Raw genomic sequence first — 15,190 nt, 5'->3', positions numbered from 1 at the left:
CGTTTTAGTGATTGTCGAATTTCTTAATTTCTCCTGATTTCAAACGTGACATATATGAAGTCAGTTCTTTTTTAACGATAGGCATTAAGAAGTAAAGCCCGATGATATTGGCAACTGCCATGGCAAAGATGGCGGCATCGGAGAAGTCGATCACTGGGCCAAGATTGGCTGCGGCACCAATTACTACGAAAATACAGAAGATTATCTTAAAGGTTAACTCTGTTGTTTTTCCTTCACCAAACAGATAAGTCCACGCTTTTAAGCCATAGTAAGACCAGCTAATCATGGTTGAAAAAGCAAACAACACTACCGCGACAGCAAGCACGTAAGGGAACCAGCTGAGTGCTGATGAGAATGCGGCAGACGTCAGCGCAACTCCCGATGAGCCATCTGCCGTTATGATGCGACCATTCTCTCCAACGAGGTAAAGTCCGGTCGCTGGATCTGAAGTTAACTGCCCTGTAATAATGATAACTAGGGCCGTCATTGTGCAGATCACAACCGTATCAATAAATGGCTCAAGCAGAGAGACTAACCCCTCTGTAATAGGTTCTTTGGTACGTACTGCGGAATGAGCGATGGCGGCAGAACCGACTCCGGCCTCATTGGAGAATGCGGCACGTTTAAATCCTTGAATTAGAGCGCCGACAAACCCTCCGGCAATACCTAATCCAGTGAAAGCGCCGACGAAAATTTGCTCAAAAGCCCAACCAACTTTATCGATATTCATCAGAATAATGACTAATGCTGCTGCAACATATAGTAGCCCCATGAATGGAACAATTTTTTCGGTAACATTTGCGATGGATTTAATTCCACCAACAATGACAGCAAAAACGATAAGAGCAAAAATAATACCGGTAATCCAACCTGGATAAGCACCGACGATGCTACTTATTTGAGCATGCGCTTGATTCGCCTGGAACATATTCCCGCCGCCTAGCGAACCTAGAATACAAAATACCGCAAATAAGCCCGCAAGGAATTTCCCGCCAGGGACGCCACGCTCTTTGAAGCCTTTTGATATGTAATACATTGGTCCGCCCGATACGGTTCCATCTGCATACTCATTACGGTATTTCACACCTAACGTACATTCGGTGAATTTCGAAGCCATCCCCATTAAGCCTGCAAGAATCATCCAAAAAGTAGCTCCGGGGCCACCAATGCTAACGGCTACGGCAACGCCGGCGATATTACCTAAACCGACGGTGCCGGATAAAGCGGTAGCCAGTGCCTGAAAGTGAGATACCTCACCTGCATCGTTAGGGTCAGAATAATCACCCTTCACAAGGGCAATCGAATGCCGAATCGCTCTGAATTGAATAAACCCGAAGTAGAATGTGAAAACAGTGGCACCAACCACCAACCATAGAACGATCCATGGAAAGCTGGTGCCGGGTAGTGGGGCAAAAATCAGGTTGACAAACCAGCCTGTTGCCCATGAAAAGGCCTCATTTACCGTTTGATCAATACTGCTTTCTGCTAATGCGATTGAGCTTTGAAAAAGTGAAATAAGGGAGATGATTGCGCAACTTATTATTTTTTTAGTTTGCATAATAAAAACCTCAGTTTACGACTGTGACGGGAACGCTAGCACTCATCACAAGTTTTGCGGTGACACTGCCAAACAGCTTTGCTGCAAAGCCACTTTCCTTCGATCGGGCGACAATAATCTGTTCAGCTTTATCTTTGGTTGCTACTGAGTTCAGGATTTCTGCAGCATCACCGTGCAGCACACGTCCATTTGCTGAGAAGCCATCACTGTTAAGTGCAGCCAGTGCAGGTGCTATCACACGCTCTGTTGCGGTTTTTATCTCTTGGTCTCTGCGTTTATGACGCATGGCGTTTTCTTCGGCGGTTTGGAAGCTGTATGGAGACCATTCAATGATATACACCAGTTCAATGGTGCAATTACCAATGAGCTTTGATAAGCATTTAGCGTGTTCGAGAGCTCTATCTCCTGGCTCACTACCATCCAAACCTACTATTAGTTTCGTTGTCATTTGATCACTCCTTTTCTTATTATCTAATCAGTAAGTCTATATATGAGTGGGGAGTCAAGGATGGTGTCGATATTTAATAGGTAGAGGTCTCAGTATTGAAACTTTGCTTCTGTTTGTCTGCAAATAGTGAGTTGATGACTTTAGTGAGAAGAAGTAGGGGTATATATTTGTTGGATAAATACTTCGTATGTAACCAGAACAAACTGATTATATAAATGCCACTTTCCATAGAAAGTGGCATGTTACGTTTTACTGCTTACATAAAAATTTAGTTAGACGCTTTTATGTAGGGGCCAGAAGGAATACCGATCCCTTTGTTGTTAAGCGCCAGCTGGTTAGCAAGTGTAGCAACGGAGGGTGTGTAGTCGAGAATGTTTCCTGCAATCTGCTCAACAATAGCGGCTACCAGTATGCCAGCAAGACCGCCGCCACCATCTCCAGATGAGCGTTGTCCTGCTGCAACACCATCCCAAATTACCGTCCCTGTTTTAGCATCAACAAGTTTTAATGTTGCTTGCACAACAGTCGTTGAGGCCAGAACTTGGTATTTCTGCCCCCACTCTTCAATATTTACATAAAGAACAGCATCTGGAGCGATAAACTCATTAATTTTCTCTAACGGAATACTATGCATCTCTGCAGGAGAGGTTAAACCGTTTTGTTTTAATAATTGGTCTATCACTGCAACAGGAAAAACATAATATCCTTTTTCTGCCAACGGGCGAGAAATCGTTGAAAGATAAATATACGGAGCATTGACCTCAACAGTATTGTTTTGAGGGGGGATGACTAAAATCGATTTTGGTTTGCTGGTTTCAAATGCACTGTAATCATAAGTTTGCTGCTGTTGGGCACAACCTGTGATTAATACAAGAATGAAGGCAGGTAGCAAGCGGATAATTTTTGGAAAACGGCTGATCATTTCTGAACTCCTTTATTGTTCCTTAATAAAGTCTCAATAAGAACTGAGGACTCCGGATACGCTGCCTTCTCTTTTTGTAAAGCATCGATGGCTGAATCAGCTTGATCTATGCTTGCGTACATCATACCAAGATGCGCGTAGACTCCAGGTGGAGGATTTTTTCCTTCGGACTCAGATTTTTGAATATCTAGGTTGAGTTGATCTATCTGTATTGTCGCTGTTGCCTTATCAGGTGCGACGTACATATTACGTACTAAACCTTCATAGCTTCCCCAGTGATAAAGCTCTTTCTGAGTTGCACATCCTGTTATTACAAGACAAAGTAATAGCAGGGCTGATGTGTTTTTAATGAGAGTCATCTTAATAATCCTTTATTTTTCAACAACAAAAATACCATTTTGTAGATCTCGTGACATATTATTTACTGCTGCTTGTATGGAAAGGTTAAGCACTTTTCCATTGAGGGTGGCATCGTAACCAGCCGTTCCTCCAAAGCCGACAACCTCTCTATTGCTGAGTTTGTATTCTCCAGCTCCTTGTGTTGAATAGATTATTTCAGAAGTGGCCACATCCACAATATTAAGGGAAACTTTCGAGTAAGCTGTCTGTGTTTTACCAGAGCCTAAAATACCGAATAATTGATGGTCTCCAGTAACTTTTCTGCCGAACTCAGTTACGTGACCAGTGACAACATATCTAGCTCCACTTAGCTTTTGCTTAACATTTCTCATTGCTGCTTCTTGTGCAATTTGCTGCATGTTTTCGCGATCAACGACTTTAAAGCGATTCGTTTGCTGCAAATGAGTTTTCAAAATTGTTTTAGCTTGATTACCCAAGTGGTCTGTATCTGAAGAGAATATTCCTTGTAAATGTGTGGAGCGGTTTTCAAATGCACCTACTGCTAAGGTTGCCTTAACACCTTGATATTGTGTTCCGTAGGTTTCTACGGTTTGAGGTTTAATCGTGACATGGCTTTCTGTGGCACAACCAGATAAGGCTAATAGGGCCATTAGACTGAATGTGAGACGTGAGAGCTTGTAGCTAAGCGAGTAGTTGAACATATCTATTTCCTTGACGTGTAAGCTTTAGGCATATTTTAAAAAAATGGATTATATCCCTTTTAATCCATTTAGTTACCACCTGTTAGGTATATTTCAGTAGAGGCCACCCCTCCATAATATAAGTTAGCTGAAAAGGGCGAGAACTATTATGGCGGACAGCACAATTAACAGCAGTATTGCTAGTTTATCGGATACACAGTTGGTCGACGGTTTTGGGCGTCGCATCGAGTATCTGCGTATGTCAGTGACTGATCGTTGTGATTTTCGCTGTGTTTATTGCATGTCTGAAGATGTTAAGTTTCTTGCACGCTCACAAGTTCTCTCTTTGGAAGAGTTAGCGGCTATCGGTCAGGCGTTCAGTGAGCTGGGTGTTAAAAAGATTCGTTTAACAGGCGGTGAGCCACTAGTACGCCATGACATTATCTCTTTGGCGGAAAAATTAGGTGTATTACCGGGCCTTGATGAAGTCACGATGACGACTAATGGTTCTCAATTAGTACGTTATGCAGAGCCTTTGCTAAAAGCGGGCGTCAAGCGCTTGAATATTAGTTTGGATTCTTTAAACCCTCTGCGTTTTGCGGCATTAACTCGACGAGAAAAGCTTGATCAGGTGCTCGAAGGAATACGTGCAGCAGCTGCTGCAGGTTTTGAGCGAATCAAGTTGAATGCTGTTGTCTTGAAAGGTCGTAATGATGATGAAGTTATTGATCTTGTGGACTTCGCTAGAGAGTTGAATATTGATATTAGTTTTATTGAAGAGATGCCATTGGGAGTGGTTAGTTCGCATAACCGCCAAGAAGCATTTTGTTCCAGTGATGAAGTGTTTGAGCGTATTCAAACACGTTATGCATTGATTGCTAGTGATGAAAAAACAGGTGGCCCATCACGCTACTATCGAATGCAAGGCAGTGATACTCGTATCGGTTTTATATCGCCACATAGTCATAATTTCTGTGATACCTGTAATCGTATTCGTCTAACGGTTGAGGGGCAGCTGTTGTTATGTTTAGGGCGTGATAATGCCGTTGATTTAAGAGCAGTAGTAAGACGTTACCCTGGGGATACGGAGCGTTTAAAGCAGACGATTATTGACGCTATGCAATATAAACCCAAAGAGCATACTTTTTATCAGGATGACCAGCCTCAGGTCGTTCGTTTTATGAACATGACAGGAGGTTAGTTATGAATCCAGTTATTCGAGTAAAAGTACTAGATCGAGTACGAGTGCATCCATTATTTTCTTCGCTTAAAGATGAAGATTTGGTTCAGCTATTTGAGCGAGCACGTCCTATTGATTTAGTGGCACATGAAAAGCTTTTTTCACAAGGCGAAAAGGCAGATCGTTTTTTTATCGTAGTATCAGGAAGCGTTAAGCTTTTTCGATTCTCGAAAGATGGGCAGGAGAAAGTCATAGAAGTGATCGAGGAAGGACACTCTATGGCAGAAGCGATCATGTTTATGGAGGATCTCAGTTGTTATCCAGTGAACGCTGAAGCTTTGGAAAAAACTACCGTTGTTGGTTTTAATAGTAGTTTGTATTTACAGATTTTAGAGTCATCACCACAGAGTTGTTTTAAAATTCTTGGTACACTTTCGCGCCGTTTACACACCCGTCTAAATGAGATAGAAACGCTGACATTAAAAAATGCGAGGCATCGTGCCTGCCGATACTTGCTTGATCTTGCAGGTAAAGATGCGCTGTCAGGACAGGAGATTCACCTGCCTGTTGCAAAACAACTCATTGCAGCTAGGTTAGCGATGCAGCCTGAAACCTTGTCTCGTATTCTAAGAGAGCTAATTAAAGAAGAGATCATCATAGTCAACGGTAGAGATGTAACTATTAACAATCTTGAACGGCTTAAAGCGGTAGATTAGTTGTTTGTGAGCACTTTATGCGGATATGTGTGCTCACAATATACTGAGATAGAGACTGCTTAAATGCGTAAATAGCGGAGTAAATCAATGGGACACGCAAAAGAAGGAGTGGCCTTTGCGCCACTAAATATCGCTGTATTAACTGTATCCGATACACGAACATTTGAAACAGATACGTCAGGCGATACATTAGAAACCTTGTTAACGGCCGCCGGGCACCATTGTACTGAACGTAAAATTGTTCCTGATGACATCTATCAGTTACGTGCGGCAGTTTCTCATTGGATTGCATGTGAATCTACACAGATTATCTTAGTAACGGGTGGTACTGGCTTTACTACACGTGATAGTACACCTGAGGCGTTAACTCCCTTGTTTGATAAGCATGTTGAAGGATATGGCGAGTTGTTTCGGACTCTATCTTATGAAGAGATTGGAACTTCAACAATTCAGTCTCGTGCGGTTGCTGGTATTGCTAACCGTAAAGTTATTTTTTGTATGCCGGGTTCTCCTAAAGCCTGTAAAACTGCTTGGACACGCATTATTGAAGAGCAATTAGATGCACGTCACCGTCCTTGCAACTTTGTAGAGATGGTCTTACCACATGCACAAACTGCTTGCGGGAGCCGCTCATGAGCTGCTCATGTGACAGCGGTAAATTACAGCCCTTTGAAAGTGGTTTAGCGCAATTAGTTAATGCGGCGAGTAGCGTTCAGGAAACAGAGGTCGTTGAGTTACAAGAAGCGCTTGGTAGAGTGTTAGCAAGAGACATTCGTTCGACATTATCTGTTCCTCCAGCAGACAATAGTGCTATGGACGGGTATGCGGTTTGCGCTAAAGACTTAGAAAATGGGAAGGTTTTTAGCATATCGCAGCGCGTCGCGGCAGGCCATAAAGCAACGGCTATTCAACGTGGTACAGCCGTTCGATTATTTACCGGATCAGAAATTCCTAAAGGCGCTGATACAGTCATCATGCAGGAAGAAGTCTTGCTTGATGGCGAAGGCGTTCGTTTTATTGGAAAACCGGTCAAAGGCGATCATATTCGTCGCGCAGGCCAAGATATTAATATCGGTGATCAGGTTATTACCCAAGGAACCATACTAGCACCACAGCACTTAGGTGTTTTGGCCTCTGTTGGTGTGGCCGATGTGACTGTATATCGGCGTTTACGGGTCGCCGTATTAAATACCGGTGATGAACTAGTCATGCCTGGAATGCCTTGTTCACAAGGGAAAATATACAACTCAAATTTTTTCACGTTAAGCGGTTTATTAACACGTCTTGGCTGTGATGTATGGACCCCAGGCATCGTTAAAGACACCCCAGAAGCGACACAGCAGGCACTCGTGCAAGCAGCGAGTAATGCCGATGTTATTATCAGTAGCGGTGGTGTCTCTGTGGGTGAAGAAGATCACGTAAAATCAGCGGTTGAAGCGCTAGGCTCTTTAGATCTTTGGCGCTTAGCAATTAAACCAGGTAAGCCATTAGCGTTTGGTGAAGTAAAGGGAACACCTTTTATTGGTCTGCCAGGTAACCCTTCTGCCGTATTAGTAACATTCTTAATGCTGGCGCGTCCGTATCTTTTGAAAATGCAGGGTTCGAAAAATGTTGAACCTCGTTGCTATCAGGTATGTGCAGGGTTCGAGCGTAGCAAGGGTATCTCTCGAAAAGAGTTTTTAAGGGTTGTAGTGAAAAATGAAAACGGACAATTGTTGGCAACACCGGCACATAGTCAAAGTTCGGGTGTGCTTAGCTCGGCAGTAATGGCTGATGGTTTGCTGGTGGTACCTGAGCAGCATCAGGTTAAGCGTGGAGATGTATTAGACTTTATTCCGTTTTCAGACATTGGCGCTGTTTAGATAATTAGTCGGCTGAGAATAAGCACAATACTAGATAAATACTATGCAAAGGATGGGCAATGAGTGAACCTTCTCGCTTTTAGCAATCCGATTTAATTACAGAAGGCGCATTTAGCGCCTTCTTTATTTTTATTGTGTAGCACGCACCAAGATCGTTTAATGTTTATTGTCGTAACGAATACCTTTTCGTGTCGCCTTTATTGCTTGATCAATGTTGATGATGGCAGCAATTTTATGGACGCCTTTGTCGTTTGAGGCACGCTCTAGTTCCCATTTTGCTTTTTCTAGGCTTTTGAGTGCGGCTTCCATTAATGGCTGAGATTCAGCGATGACCACGCTACTCATTATTAGTGTTAGCAAAGTAGAAATAACAGCAGTTTTTACGAGTGTCATGAGTGTTCTCTAATTTTCATTCAAAGTGTTTTGAAAAGAGTCGTTTTTAGATGGCTCTTTTGTCGAGGCAATTAAACGTTTAGCAAGTGTTTGTGCCCAATCATCTAGCGTATCTTTTACTAGCACCCAAGGCGCTGGCTCATTTTGACCAACCGTTTTACTGGCTCCTTCTTGTGTGTCGATAGCAGTCGCAAGGCGTTTGTTTGTAACACTATCCAAGTATTCAGATTCAAGCGTCATTTCTAATACAATCAGTTCACTATTTTGTGTATTACGCACAACATCTTTGGCGGTATTGAGTACTAAGCGAAACGGAATGTAGTCCAGTGCATTCTTGCTGGGAGCTTTTCGCTTAATGTTGGTGATAGCGAGCCTAATGCGCAGAACATCAAGGCCTGGTTCATCAACAATAGTGAAGTGCTCGCCAAGGTTCTTACTAAACGTGCCTTCCAAGTAGTCCACAACGGATTGTAGATCTACCACTCTCATGCCGTGAACAGGCGAGTCTGGATGAAACCATACTTCAGCTGGGTCTAGCATGATTTTTGTGTAGCGTTTAATGGGTTGTTTCTCAACATCAGGGCTAACCCAGATACTTGCACCACTAAAAGAGCTTTGCTTCATTTGATCGTAGTTGTCTAAGAATCCTGAGTGCGGCGTAGCGGCTTGTACGGGTGAAAACGTGAGTAAAGAGCATAAGCAGGAGGTGAGCAATATCTGTGATGTTTTCATAAATTTTATCGTCTCATTAAGGTTAATAGGCAATAAGCCTAGTGCAAAGTGATGAAACACTAGCTTTGTAATCGTTGTTGCTTATATTCCTGAGGGTTGCATTGGAACCAGCGTTTAAAGGCACGAGTAAAATTACTTGGCTCAGAAAAACCTAATAAATAGGTTATTTCGGCATGGCTCTTCGGCGACCCTTTTAGATACTGCTCAGCAAGGTCTTTACGGGTATTTTCTAACAACTCTTTAAAGCTACAGCCTTCGTGCTGTAATTTGCGTTGTAAGTTTCTTAAACTGCAGTTTAGCTCTTTAGCGACGACTTCTTGAGTAATACGACCGCTAGGTAACGACTCAATAATAATTGCCCTGACCTGCGCTATGGTGTTGTCTTTATCAAACCTTGCAAGGTAGTCGATGACAACTTGATCGTTAACTCTGGCTAGTACAGGGTTTGCGGTAGGCAGCGCTTGATCCAATGTGTTGTTATCAAAATATATACGATTCTCTTTACTTGAATACTCAATAGGGCATTTAAAAAATGTATCAAATGGTGTGACGTCCAATGGTTTAGGGCGCCTCATTTCGACTCTCAAAGGTGTTATTCCTTGATCTGCCGTTATCCTACATACCTGAATAAACAAGGCTAAGGCTGAATCAATCGATGCATTAATAACATGTACAGCCTCTGCGGGAATGATAAGCCAAAGACAAGACTCGTGTTCATCCCTATTTAATTCAAGCGTCGTTCCATTATTGATAAGCTTGAAATAGCGGGAGAGCCGTTGTAATGCGTCAAATAAGGTATCGCTAGCTAGCCAAGAAAAGCCTAACCCATTGAATGCAATAGGTGACAGCTGCTGGGCCACCGTCAGCCCTAAGCTTTCATTACCCGTTTCCTCTATCGCAAGGTTCCAGGCCTTTTGCATGGCAACAGCCGGAAAACGAGCTTCAGGGTTTCTTGCTTGGGTCGCATCAATACCTGCTGCTTTGAATATTGGTTGACTATCACACCCATGAGACTCAATTGCCTGCTTAACCATTAATACGATGCTGGCGATTGTTGTTCCTTTAGCTGCATCGGATAGCGGTGCTTGTGACATAACCTGAAACCCATAGTGAAAATGCTAATGTAAGAGCATTTTGTTCAAGGTACAAGTTGATACAGCTAAGGGTGTTCATTGCTTATGGGTAGGGAGCGTAACCTAGATTTAATCTTTGTATAACAGGCTGGCATAAAAGGACAAGGGGTCGGCATACAAGGATAACTAGCGTATGACTCGGTGGCATTAATATGGAGGCATAATTCATTACAACGTAATAATAGGAAGACTAATGATTATTTCGAAGTCACTTTGTAAAGCGTGTGTTCTATCCATAATTAGCGTTGTGTTAATTTTGCCTACGGCTTCTCAAGCGGCAGGGTTCGCTGATCGCCAGGACAATAGACAAGAGAACCGCTCGGATGACCGGCGCGACGATAGACAATACGATCGCGTTGATGACAGACGGGATGACCGTGTAGGTTATCGAAGGGATGATCGTCCTTATGAGTATAGAGATGGTAAGCGTTTAGTGGTGGTTGCTCCACGTGAACGGCATTTTCGTAATGTGGTGGTTATTCGACCTCATGGACATGCTTACTACGGCTATGGCCGATATACATTAGATGATGATGCTTGGAAGTGGATGGCTTTTACGGCAATCACACTAAAAGTCTTGGATAACATAGATGAGCAAGCACAACGTGAACATGAGGCTGCTCAAGTACGTGCAACCACGGCGCCTATTGGCAACACAATTTATTGGGATACGGGAGATGCAGCCGGCTATGTGGTTGCTACAAAGCAAGGTATAAGCAGCAATGGTGCGACCTGTCGAGAATTTCAGCAGGTCATTACGGTTGGCGGTAAAAAGGAGCAGGCTTATGGTACGGCTTGTTTACAAGCTGATGGTGCTTGGAAAATTATAAGCTAGAGTTAGCAATAGTAAATGCGCAGGTTTAACGGGCGCATTTTGCTTTTTGTATTGCTAGAATCGCTTTATATCTACTTTATGTGAGGGAACCATTCAATGAAGCCACTTATCTATTTATTACTGATGTCATCTGTAGCGTTGACGATTACAGGATGTAATCAAAATGACGCATCAGCACCTGCTGTAAAAGTACCTCCACCGTCAGTAATAGTGGCTGATGTCATTTCTCAGCAAATAACGGGCGGCACTGTTTTTATAGGACGAACACATGCGACGGAAAAAGTAGATCTTATTGCGCGTGTTCAAGGTTTTCTTAAGGCAAAACATTTTGCAGAAGGAAGCTCTGTAAAAAAAGGTGATGTTTTATATGAAGTTGAAACCGAGCGCTACGATGCTCAAGTAGCTCAATCCAAGGCGAAAGTTGCGGCAGATAGAGCTAAGCAGACAGAAGCGACGTTGCAACTCAAAAGATTACGCGCACTGAGTAAGAAAAGATTAGCGAGTCGACAAGATTTGGATGCAGCGGTTGCCAGTGAACAAGCAGCCAGAGCTGGGGTTCAAGAAAGTAAAGCGAAGCTACAAGATACAGAGTTAAACCTGTCCTATACAAAAATTATAGCGCCATTTTCTGGACAAATTGGTGCTGCCGCAGTGGATGTAGGCAACCTAGTGGGGCCTGAATCGGGCGTGCTGGCAACCATTATTGATCTGTCTGAAATGGACGTTACCATCAATATTAGCGATACCCAGTACCTTGCATTTACAAAGCTGACAGCACAAAGGGCTGAGGAAGGTAAAGCTGAACTTAATATAGTACCGAAACTCATTTTAGCGGACGGCTCTGAATATGCTCAGGAGGGCGTCGTACGCTTTATTGGCAATGAGGTAGAAGCCGCTACAGGAACAATCCCTCTGACTATTCGTTTTCCTAACCCAACACAGTTATTACGTCCCGGGTTATTTGTAACGGTTAATATGAGTAGTGCAGAAACAGAAGCCTTGTTAACCGTACCGCAGTCGTCGGTTCAAACAGGCCAAGGAGGTTATTCTGTGCTGGTGGTGGGCGCCGATAATAAAGTTGAGCAAAGAGTGATACAGCTGGGTGAGCGAACTGGAAATGATTGGATTGTTGTTGCAGGACTAAAAATAGGTGAACGAATCATTGTCGAAGGTCTACAAAAGGCTAAACCAGGAAGAACAGTGAACCCTGTTTCTCTGTAACGTCAATAAAAGGACACGACTATGTTCAGCGGTTTTTTTATATCCCGACCTAAGTTTGCATTTGTACTCTCTATTCTAATTACCCTTGCAGGACTTTTGGCATTTCCAGGTTTGCCTGTCTCACAGTTTCCACAAGTGACACCGCCTACCGTGCAGGTGACGGCTGTTTATCCTGGTGCTAGTGCTGAAGTCGTGGAGCAAACAGTAGCTCAGCCATTAGAGGCCGAAATAAACGGTGTAGAGAATATGCTCTACATCTCTTCAAAATCATCAAATGATGGCAGCATGACGCTAACGGTGACTTTTGAAATAGGCACTGACTCTGATATTGCAGCGGTCAACGTGCAAAACCGCGTGTCTGCAGCGTTATCGAAATTGCCAGAAGATGTTAAGCGCCAAGGGGTTGTTACCAAGAAAAGTGCCACCGATATGGTACTGCTGATTAATCTATTCTCCCCTGATAACTCGCGTGACGGTATTTTCCTGTCCAATTATGCCTCGATCAATATTCGAGATGCGTTAGCGCGAGTCGAAGGCGTGGGTAATGCGATGCTATTTGGATCTCAAGATTACAGTATGCGGATTTGGTTAGACCCTAATCGTATGGCGAGCTTGAACATTAGTGCTTCGGATGTGGTTAACGCGCTTAAAGAGCAAAATGTACAGATTCCAGCAGGCCAGGTTGGTGCACCTCCGGTTGCTTCAGGGCAGCAATTTCAATATACCGTCACGACTCAAGGGCGTTTAAGCGACCCTGAAGAGTTTGGCGATATTATGGTGCGGGTCAACAAAGAAGGCTCACAAGTAAGAATTAAAGACTTAGCTAGAGTAGAGCTGGGTGCTGCATCTTACGGGTCGTTCGGGCGTTTAAATGGTAAGCCAGCAGTGGCCATGGCGGTATACCAACTCCCAGGGGCTAACGCATTAGATGTTGCCGATAATATCAGGGCAGAGTTAGATCGTTTAGCTGAGAGCTTCCCTACGGGTGTCACTCACGACATTCTTTATGACACCACTAATTATGTACGTATATCAATGACTGAAGTAGTGGTCACACTCTTCCAGGCATTGGTGTTAGTTATCTTGGTTGTATTCGTGTTTTTAGGAGATTGGCGTGCGACGCTGGTCCCCGCTATTGCCATCCCCGTATCATTGATAGGCACCTTTGCTGTCCTATCGTTGATGGGTTTCTCGTTGAATACGGTGGTTTTGTTTGCGCTGATATTAGCGATCGGGATAGTAGTGGATGATGCCATTGTGGTGGTGGAAAACACTCAGCGGCATATCGATGAAGGATTATTACCCAAAGATGCCACGATTCAAGCGATGAAAGAAGTCTCAACGCCCGTTATTGCAACCACGTTAGTGTTGTTAGCGGTGTTTGTGCCAGTAGCGATGATACCGGGTATCACCGGGGAGCTGTATAAGCAGTTTGCTGTAACCATAGCCGCTTCAGTAACACTGTCATCTGTGGCAGCACTAACGCTGAGTCCTGCATTGTGTAGCATATTACTGCGCCCTAAAGCACAAGCATCCACTGGGATGCTGGGCTTCTTTAATCGTGCAGTGTCAAAGCTCACTAACGGTTATTCATCAACGGTTAGTTTCTTGTTACGCCGTTCTTTTATGGTAATGCTGGTATTAGTTGTCATGATTGCTGGTGTTTGGAAACTGTTTGAGACGCTGCCGACTGCTTTTTTATTACCTGAGGATCAAGGCGCACTCATGATCGATGTGCGTTTGCCAGATGCCGCTTCACTTGAAAGAACCACGGCTGTTTTAGCTAAGGTTGAACAAAAGCTGTTAGAAGTCCCTGGGGTAACAGATGTGATTGGTGTGACCGGTTTTAGCTTGATGTCTGGTACCGTTGCTTCAAATACCGCTTTTGCTATTGTTATGCTGGATGACTGGAGTAACCGCACCACGCCAGAGGTTCAACTGCGTGGCTTGATGGGTCGCATTTGGGGGGATATGTCGGCCATACCTGAAGCCAACATTATTACCTTTATGCCTCCGGCTATTCCTGGCTTAGGTAGTAGCGATGGTTTTGAGTTTATCCTTCAAGATAAGTCAGGTTCAACACCGCAAGAGCTTGAATCTGTCATGAATGGGCTTTTAGTGGCCGCCAATACGGATGAGAAATTGAGCCGCGTATACTCGCAATACCGTGCGAACGTGCCGCGCGTATGGGTTGATATTGATAAGCAGAAAGCGAAAGCTCTGGATGTACCTTTGAATGAAATATTCACAACCTTACAGACGCAACTAGGGGGTTATTATGTGAATGATTTCCCTAAATTTGGGCGCATTTACCGTGTTTTAGTCCAAGCGGATGCACAATATAGGGATGAGCCTGACGACATAAGCCATCTTTTTGTGAAGAGTAATGCTGGAAACATGGTGCCGTTATCAACACTCGTGACGGTAGGTATGCGAACCGGCCCTGATGTTATTAGCCGTTATAACATGTTCCGCTCGACAACCATCAGCGGTAATGCCGCTCAAGGGTTTAGTTCGGGGGATGCTATGTCTGAAATGGCATTGTTAGCCGAACAAAATTTACCCGAAGGTATGGGGTTCGAGTGGTCGGGAATGTCGTATCAAGAATTAAAATCGGCAGGTCAAACCACGCTGATCTTTATGCTTTCTTTACTGTTTGTTTACCTGTTTTTAGTGGCTCAGTATGAAAGCTGGACGATTCCATTAGCCGTCTTGTTGTCTGTTCCCGTTGCTATTTTAGGTGCTTTGGGGTTGGTGGGCTTTGTTGGGATGCCTGTGAATATTTATACCCAAGTCGGGTTGGTTATGTTGATCGGTCTTGCCGCCAAAAATGCTATTTTGATTGTTGAGTTTGCCAAAGAGTTGCGGGAAAAAGGCGAAGATACAATGGCCGCTGCTGAAAAAGCTGCACGATTGCGTTTTCGTGCCGTTATGATGACAGCAATCTCTTTTGTGTTAGGTGTGTTGCCTTTGGTATTGGCAACAGGCGCTGGAGCCGTGAGCCGAGTTTCCATTGGTTTAGCGGTATTTGGTGGTATGCTTGCAGCGACCTTGATTGGTACCTTGATGATTCCTGTACTCTATTATGTGATTCAAAAAGGGCGTGATCGCTCGTCCGGATCTGATACAAAAACGAGTGCTTTATAGACT

The 15,190-nt window shown here is 43.8% G+C and carries 15 protein-coding genes; 7 read left to right on the top strand and 8 right to left on the bottom strand.

Translation table 11 applies throughout. The features are described 5' to 3' along the window. Positions 1-4 precede the first annotated feature (4 nt). From G511_RS0104815 to G511_RS0104795, 5 genes are all read right to left on the bottom strand, one after another. Positions 5-1,558 (bottom strand): alanine/glycine:cation symporter family protein, encoded by a 1,554-nt coding sequence (locus G511_RS0104815; protein WP_028468631.1) that lies wholly within the window; start codon positions 1,556-1,558, stop codon positions 5-7. A gap of 10 nt (positions 1,559-1,568) precedes the next feature. Further along, positions 1,569-2,006 (bottom strand): universal stress protein, encoded by a 438-nt coding sequence (locus G511_RS0104810; protein WP_028468630.1) that lies wholly within the window; start codon positions 2,004-2,006, stop codon positions 1,569-1,571. 268 nt (positions 2,007-2,274) lie between these two features. After that, positions 2,275-2,928 (bottom strand): DUF799 domain-containing protein, encoded by a 654-nt coding sequence (locus G511_RS0104805; protein WP_028468629.1) that lies wholly within the window; start codon positions 2,926-2,928, stop codon positions 2,275-2,277. After that, positions 2,925-3,287 (bottom strand): DUF4810 domain-containing protein, encoded by a 363-nt coding sequence (locus tag G511_RS0104800; protein ID WP_051221562.1) that lies wholly within the window; start codon positions 3,285-3,287, stop codon positions 2,925-2,927. The genes G511_RS0104805 and G511_RS0104800 overlap by 4 nt, the downstream gene beginning before the upstream one ends. 12 nt (positions 3,288-3,299) lie before the next feature. Next, entirely contained in the window at positions 3,300-3,989 is a 690-nt protein-coding gene (locus G511_RS0104795) for a CsgG/HfaB family protein (RefSeq protein WP_028468627.1), read from the bottom strand. Between the two features lie 148 nt (positions 3,990-4,137). Between G511_RS0104795 and moaA the strand changes: the two genes are divergently transcribed. The 4 genes from moaA to G511_RS0104775 all read left to right on the top strand — a co-directional run bounded on the left by moaA (position 4,138) and on the right by G511_RS0104775 (position 7,726). Continuing rightward, positions 4,138-5,169, top strand: coding sequence for a GTP 3',8-cyclase MoaA (gene moaA, locus G511_RS0104790; protein ID WP_051221560.1), 1,032 nt, complete (start codon positions 4,138-4,140; stop codon positions 5,167-5,169). Positions 5,170-5,171: 2 nt separating this feature from the next. Beyond that, the gene (locus tag G511_RS0104785) at positions 5,172-5,864 is read left to right on the top strand and encodes a Crp/Fnr family transcriptional regulator (RefSeq protein ID WP_028468625.1); all 693 of its coding nucleotides are present in this window, start codon (positions 5,172-5,174) and stop codon (positions 5,862-5,864) included. 87 nt (positions 5,865-5,951) lie between these two features. Further along, the gene (gene moaB, locus G511_RS21815; protein ID WP_036551274.1) at positions 5,952-6,500 is read left to right on the top strand and encodes a molybdenum cofactor biosynthesis protein B; all 549 of its coding nucleotides are present in this window, start codon (positions 5,952-5,954) and stop codon (positions 6,498-6,500) included. Further along, positions 6,497-7,726 carry a molybdopterin molybdotransferase MoeA gene (locus G511_RS0104775; protein ID WP_028468624.1) on the top strand — a complete coding sequence of 410 codons (1,230 nt, stop codon included), beginning with the start codon at positions 6,497-6,499 and terminating at the stop codon, positions 7,724-7,726. Before moaB ends, G511_RS0104775 begins: the two co-directional genes overlap by 4 nt. 156 nt (positions 7,727-7,882) lie before the next feature. On the opposite strand, the gene G511_RS0104770 is transcribed toward G511_RS0104775, so the two are convergent. The 3 genes from G511_RS0104770 to G511_RS0104760 are packed head-to-tail and all read right to left on the bottom strand — an operon-like array spanning position 7,883 to position 9,945. Next, positions 7,883-8,119, bottom strand: coding sequence for a hypothetical protein (locus G511_RS0104770; protein WP_036551272.1), 237 nt, complete (start codon positions 8,117-8,119; stop codon positions 7,883-7,885). Positions 8,120-8,128: 9 nt separating this feature from the next. Then, the gene (locus G511_RS0104765; RefSeq protein ID WP_156905145.1) at positions 8,129-8,851 is read right to left on the bottom strand and encodes a DUF3313 domain-containing protein; all 723 of its coding nucleotides are present in this window, start codon (positions 8,849-8,851) and stop codon (positions 8,129-8,131) included. Positions 8,852-8,910: 59 nt separating this feature from the next. Next, positions 8,911-9,945, bottom strand: a complete 1,035-nt coding sequence (locus G511_RS0104760) for an AraC family transcriptional regulator (protein WP_028468621.1) — start codon at positions 9,943-9,945, stop codon at positions 8,911-8,913. A gap of 232 nt (positions 9,946-10,177) precedes the next feature. Between G511_RS0104760 and G511_RS23760 the strand changes: the two genes are divergently transcribed. The 3 genes from G511_RS23760 (at position 10,178) to G511_RS0104745 (ending at position 15,187) form a co-directional block, all read left to right on the top strand. Continuing rightward, a complete protein-coding gene (locus G511_RS23760) occupies positions 10,178-10,819 on the top strand; it encodes a hypothetical protein (protein ID WP_051221558.1) in 642 nt (213 codons plus the stop codon). Between the two features lie 96 nt (positions 10,820-10,915). Beyond that, the gene (locus G511_RS21805; RefSeq protein WP_051221556.1) at positions 10,916-12,040 is read left to right on the top strand and encodes an efflux RND transporter periplasmic adaptor subunit; all 1,125 of its coding nucleotides are present in this window, start codon (positions 10,916-10,918) and stop codon (positions 12,038-12,040) included. 21 nt (positions 12,041-12,061) lie between these two features. Then, the gene (locus tag G511_RS0104745) at positions 12,062-15,187 is read left to right on the top strand and encodes an efflux RND transporter permease subunit (RefSeq protein WP_028468620.1); all 3,126 of its coding nucleotides are present in this window, start codon (positions 12,062-12,064) and stop codon (positions 15,185-15,187) included. The last annotated feature ends 3 nt before the right edge of the window (positions 15,188-15,190 follow it).

Origin of the sequence: Neptunomonas japonica DSM 18939 (genome assembly GCF_000422765.1) — a bacterium.
GTDB classification, from domain to species: domain Bacteria; phylum Pseudomonadota; class Gammaproteobacteria; order Pseudomonadales; family Balneatricaceae; genus Neptunomonas; species Neptunomonas japonica.
This window is presented reverse-complemented; position numbering and strand designations above follow the sequence as displayed.

Excerpts from the sequence above, each read along its gene's own strand:
- G511_RS0104815 (WP_028468631.1), bottom strand. The coding sequence starts at position 1,558 with ATGCAAACTAAAAAAATAATAAGTTGCGCAATCATCTCCCTTATTTCA.
- G511_RS0104810 (WP_028468630.1), bottom strand. The coding sequence starts at position 2,006 with ATGACAACGAAACTAATAGTAGGTTTGGATGGTAGTGAGCCAGGAGAT.
- G511_RS0104805 (WP_028468629.1), bottom strand. The coding sequence starts at position 2,928 with ATGATCAGCCGTTTTCCAAAAATTATCCGCTTGCTACCTGCCTTCATT.
- G511_RS0104800 (WP_051221562.1), bottom strand. The coding sequence starts at position 3,287 with ATGACTCTCATTAAAAACACATCAGCCCTGCTATTACTTTGTCTTGTA.
- G511_RS0104795 (WP_028468627.1), bottom strand. The coding sequence starts at position 3,989 with ATGTTCAACTACTCGCTTAGCTACAAGCTCTCACGTCTCACATTCAGT.
- moaA (WP_051221560.1), top strand. The coding sequence starts at position 4,138 with ATGGCGGACAGCACAATTAACAGCAGTATTGCTAGTTTATCGGATACA.
- G511_RS0104785 (WP_028468625.1), top strand. The coding sequence starts at position 5,172 with ATGAATCCAGTTATTCGAGTAAAAGTACTAGATCGAGTACGAGTGCAT.
- moaB (WP_036551274.1), top strand. The coding sequence starts at position 5,952 with ATGGGACACGCAAAAGAAGGAGTGGCCTTTGCGCCACTAAATATCGCT.
- G511_RS0104775 (WP_028468624.1), top strand. The coding sequence starts at position 6,497 with ATGAGCTGCTCATGTGACAGCGGTAAATTACAGCCCTTTGAAAGTGGT.
- G511_RS0104770 (WP_036551272.1), bottom strand. The coding sequence starts at position 8,119 with ATGACACTCGTAAAAACTGCTGTTATTTCTACTTTGCTAACACTAATA.
- G511_RS0104765 (WP_156905145.1), bottom strand. The coding sequence starts at position 8,851 with ATGAAAACATCACAGATATTGCTCACCTCCTGCTTATGCTCTTTACTC.
- G511_RS0104760 (WP_028468621.1), bottom strand. The coding sequence starts at position 9,945 with ATGTCACAAGCACCGCTATCCGATGCAGCTAAAGGAACAACAATCGCC.
- G511_RS23760 (WP_051221558.1), top strand. The coding sequence starts at position 10,178 with ATGATTATTTCGAAGTCACTTTGTAAAGCGTGTGTTCTATCCATAATT.
- G511_RS21805 (WP_051221556.1), top strand. The coding sequence starts at position 10,916 with ATGAAGCCACTTATCTATTTATTACTGATGTCATCTGTAGCGTTGACG.
- G511_RS0104745 (WP_028468620.1), top strand. The coding sequence starts at position 12,062 with ATGTTCAGCGGTTTTTTTATATCCCGACCTAAGTTTGCATTTGTACTC.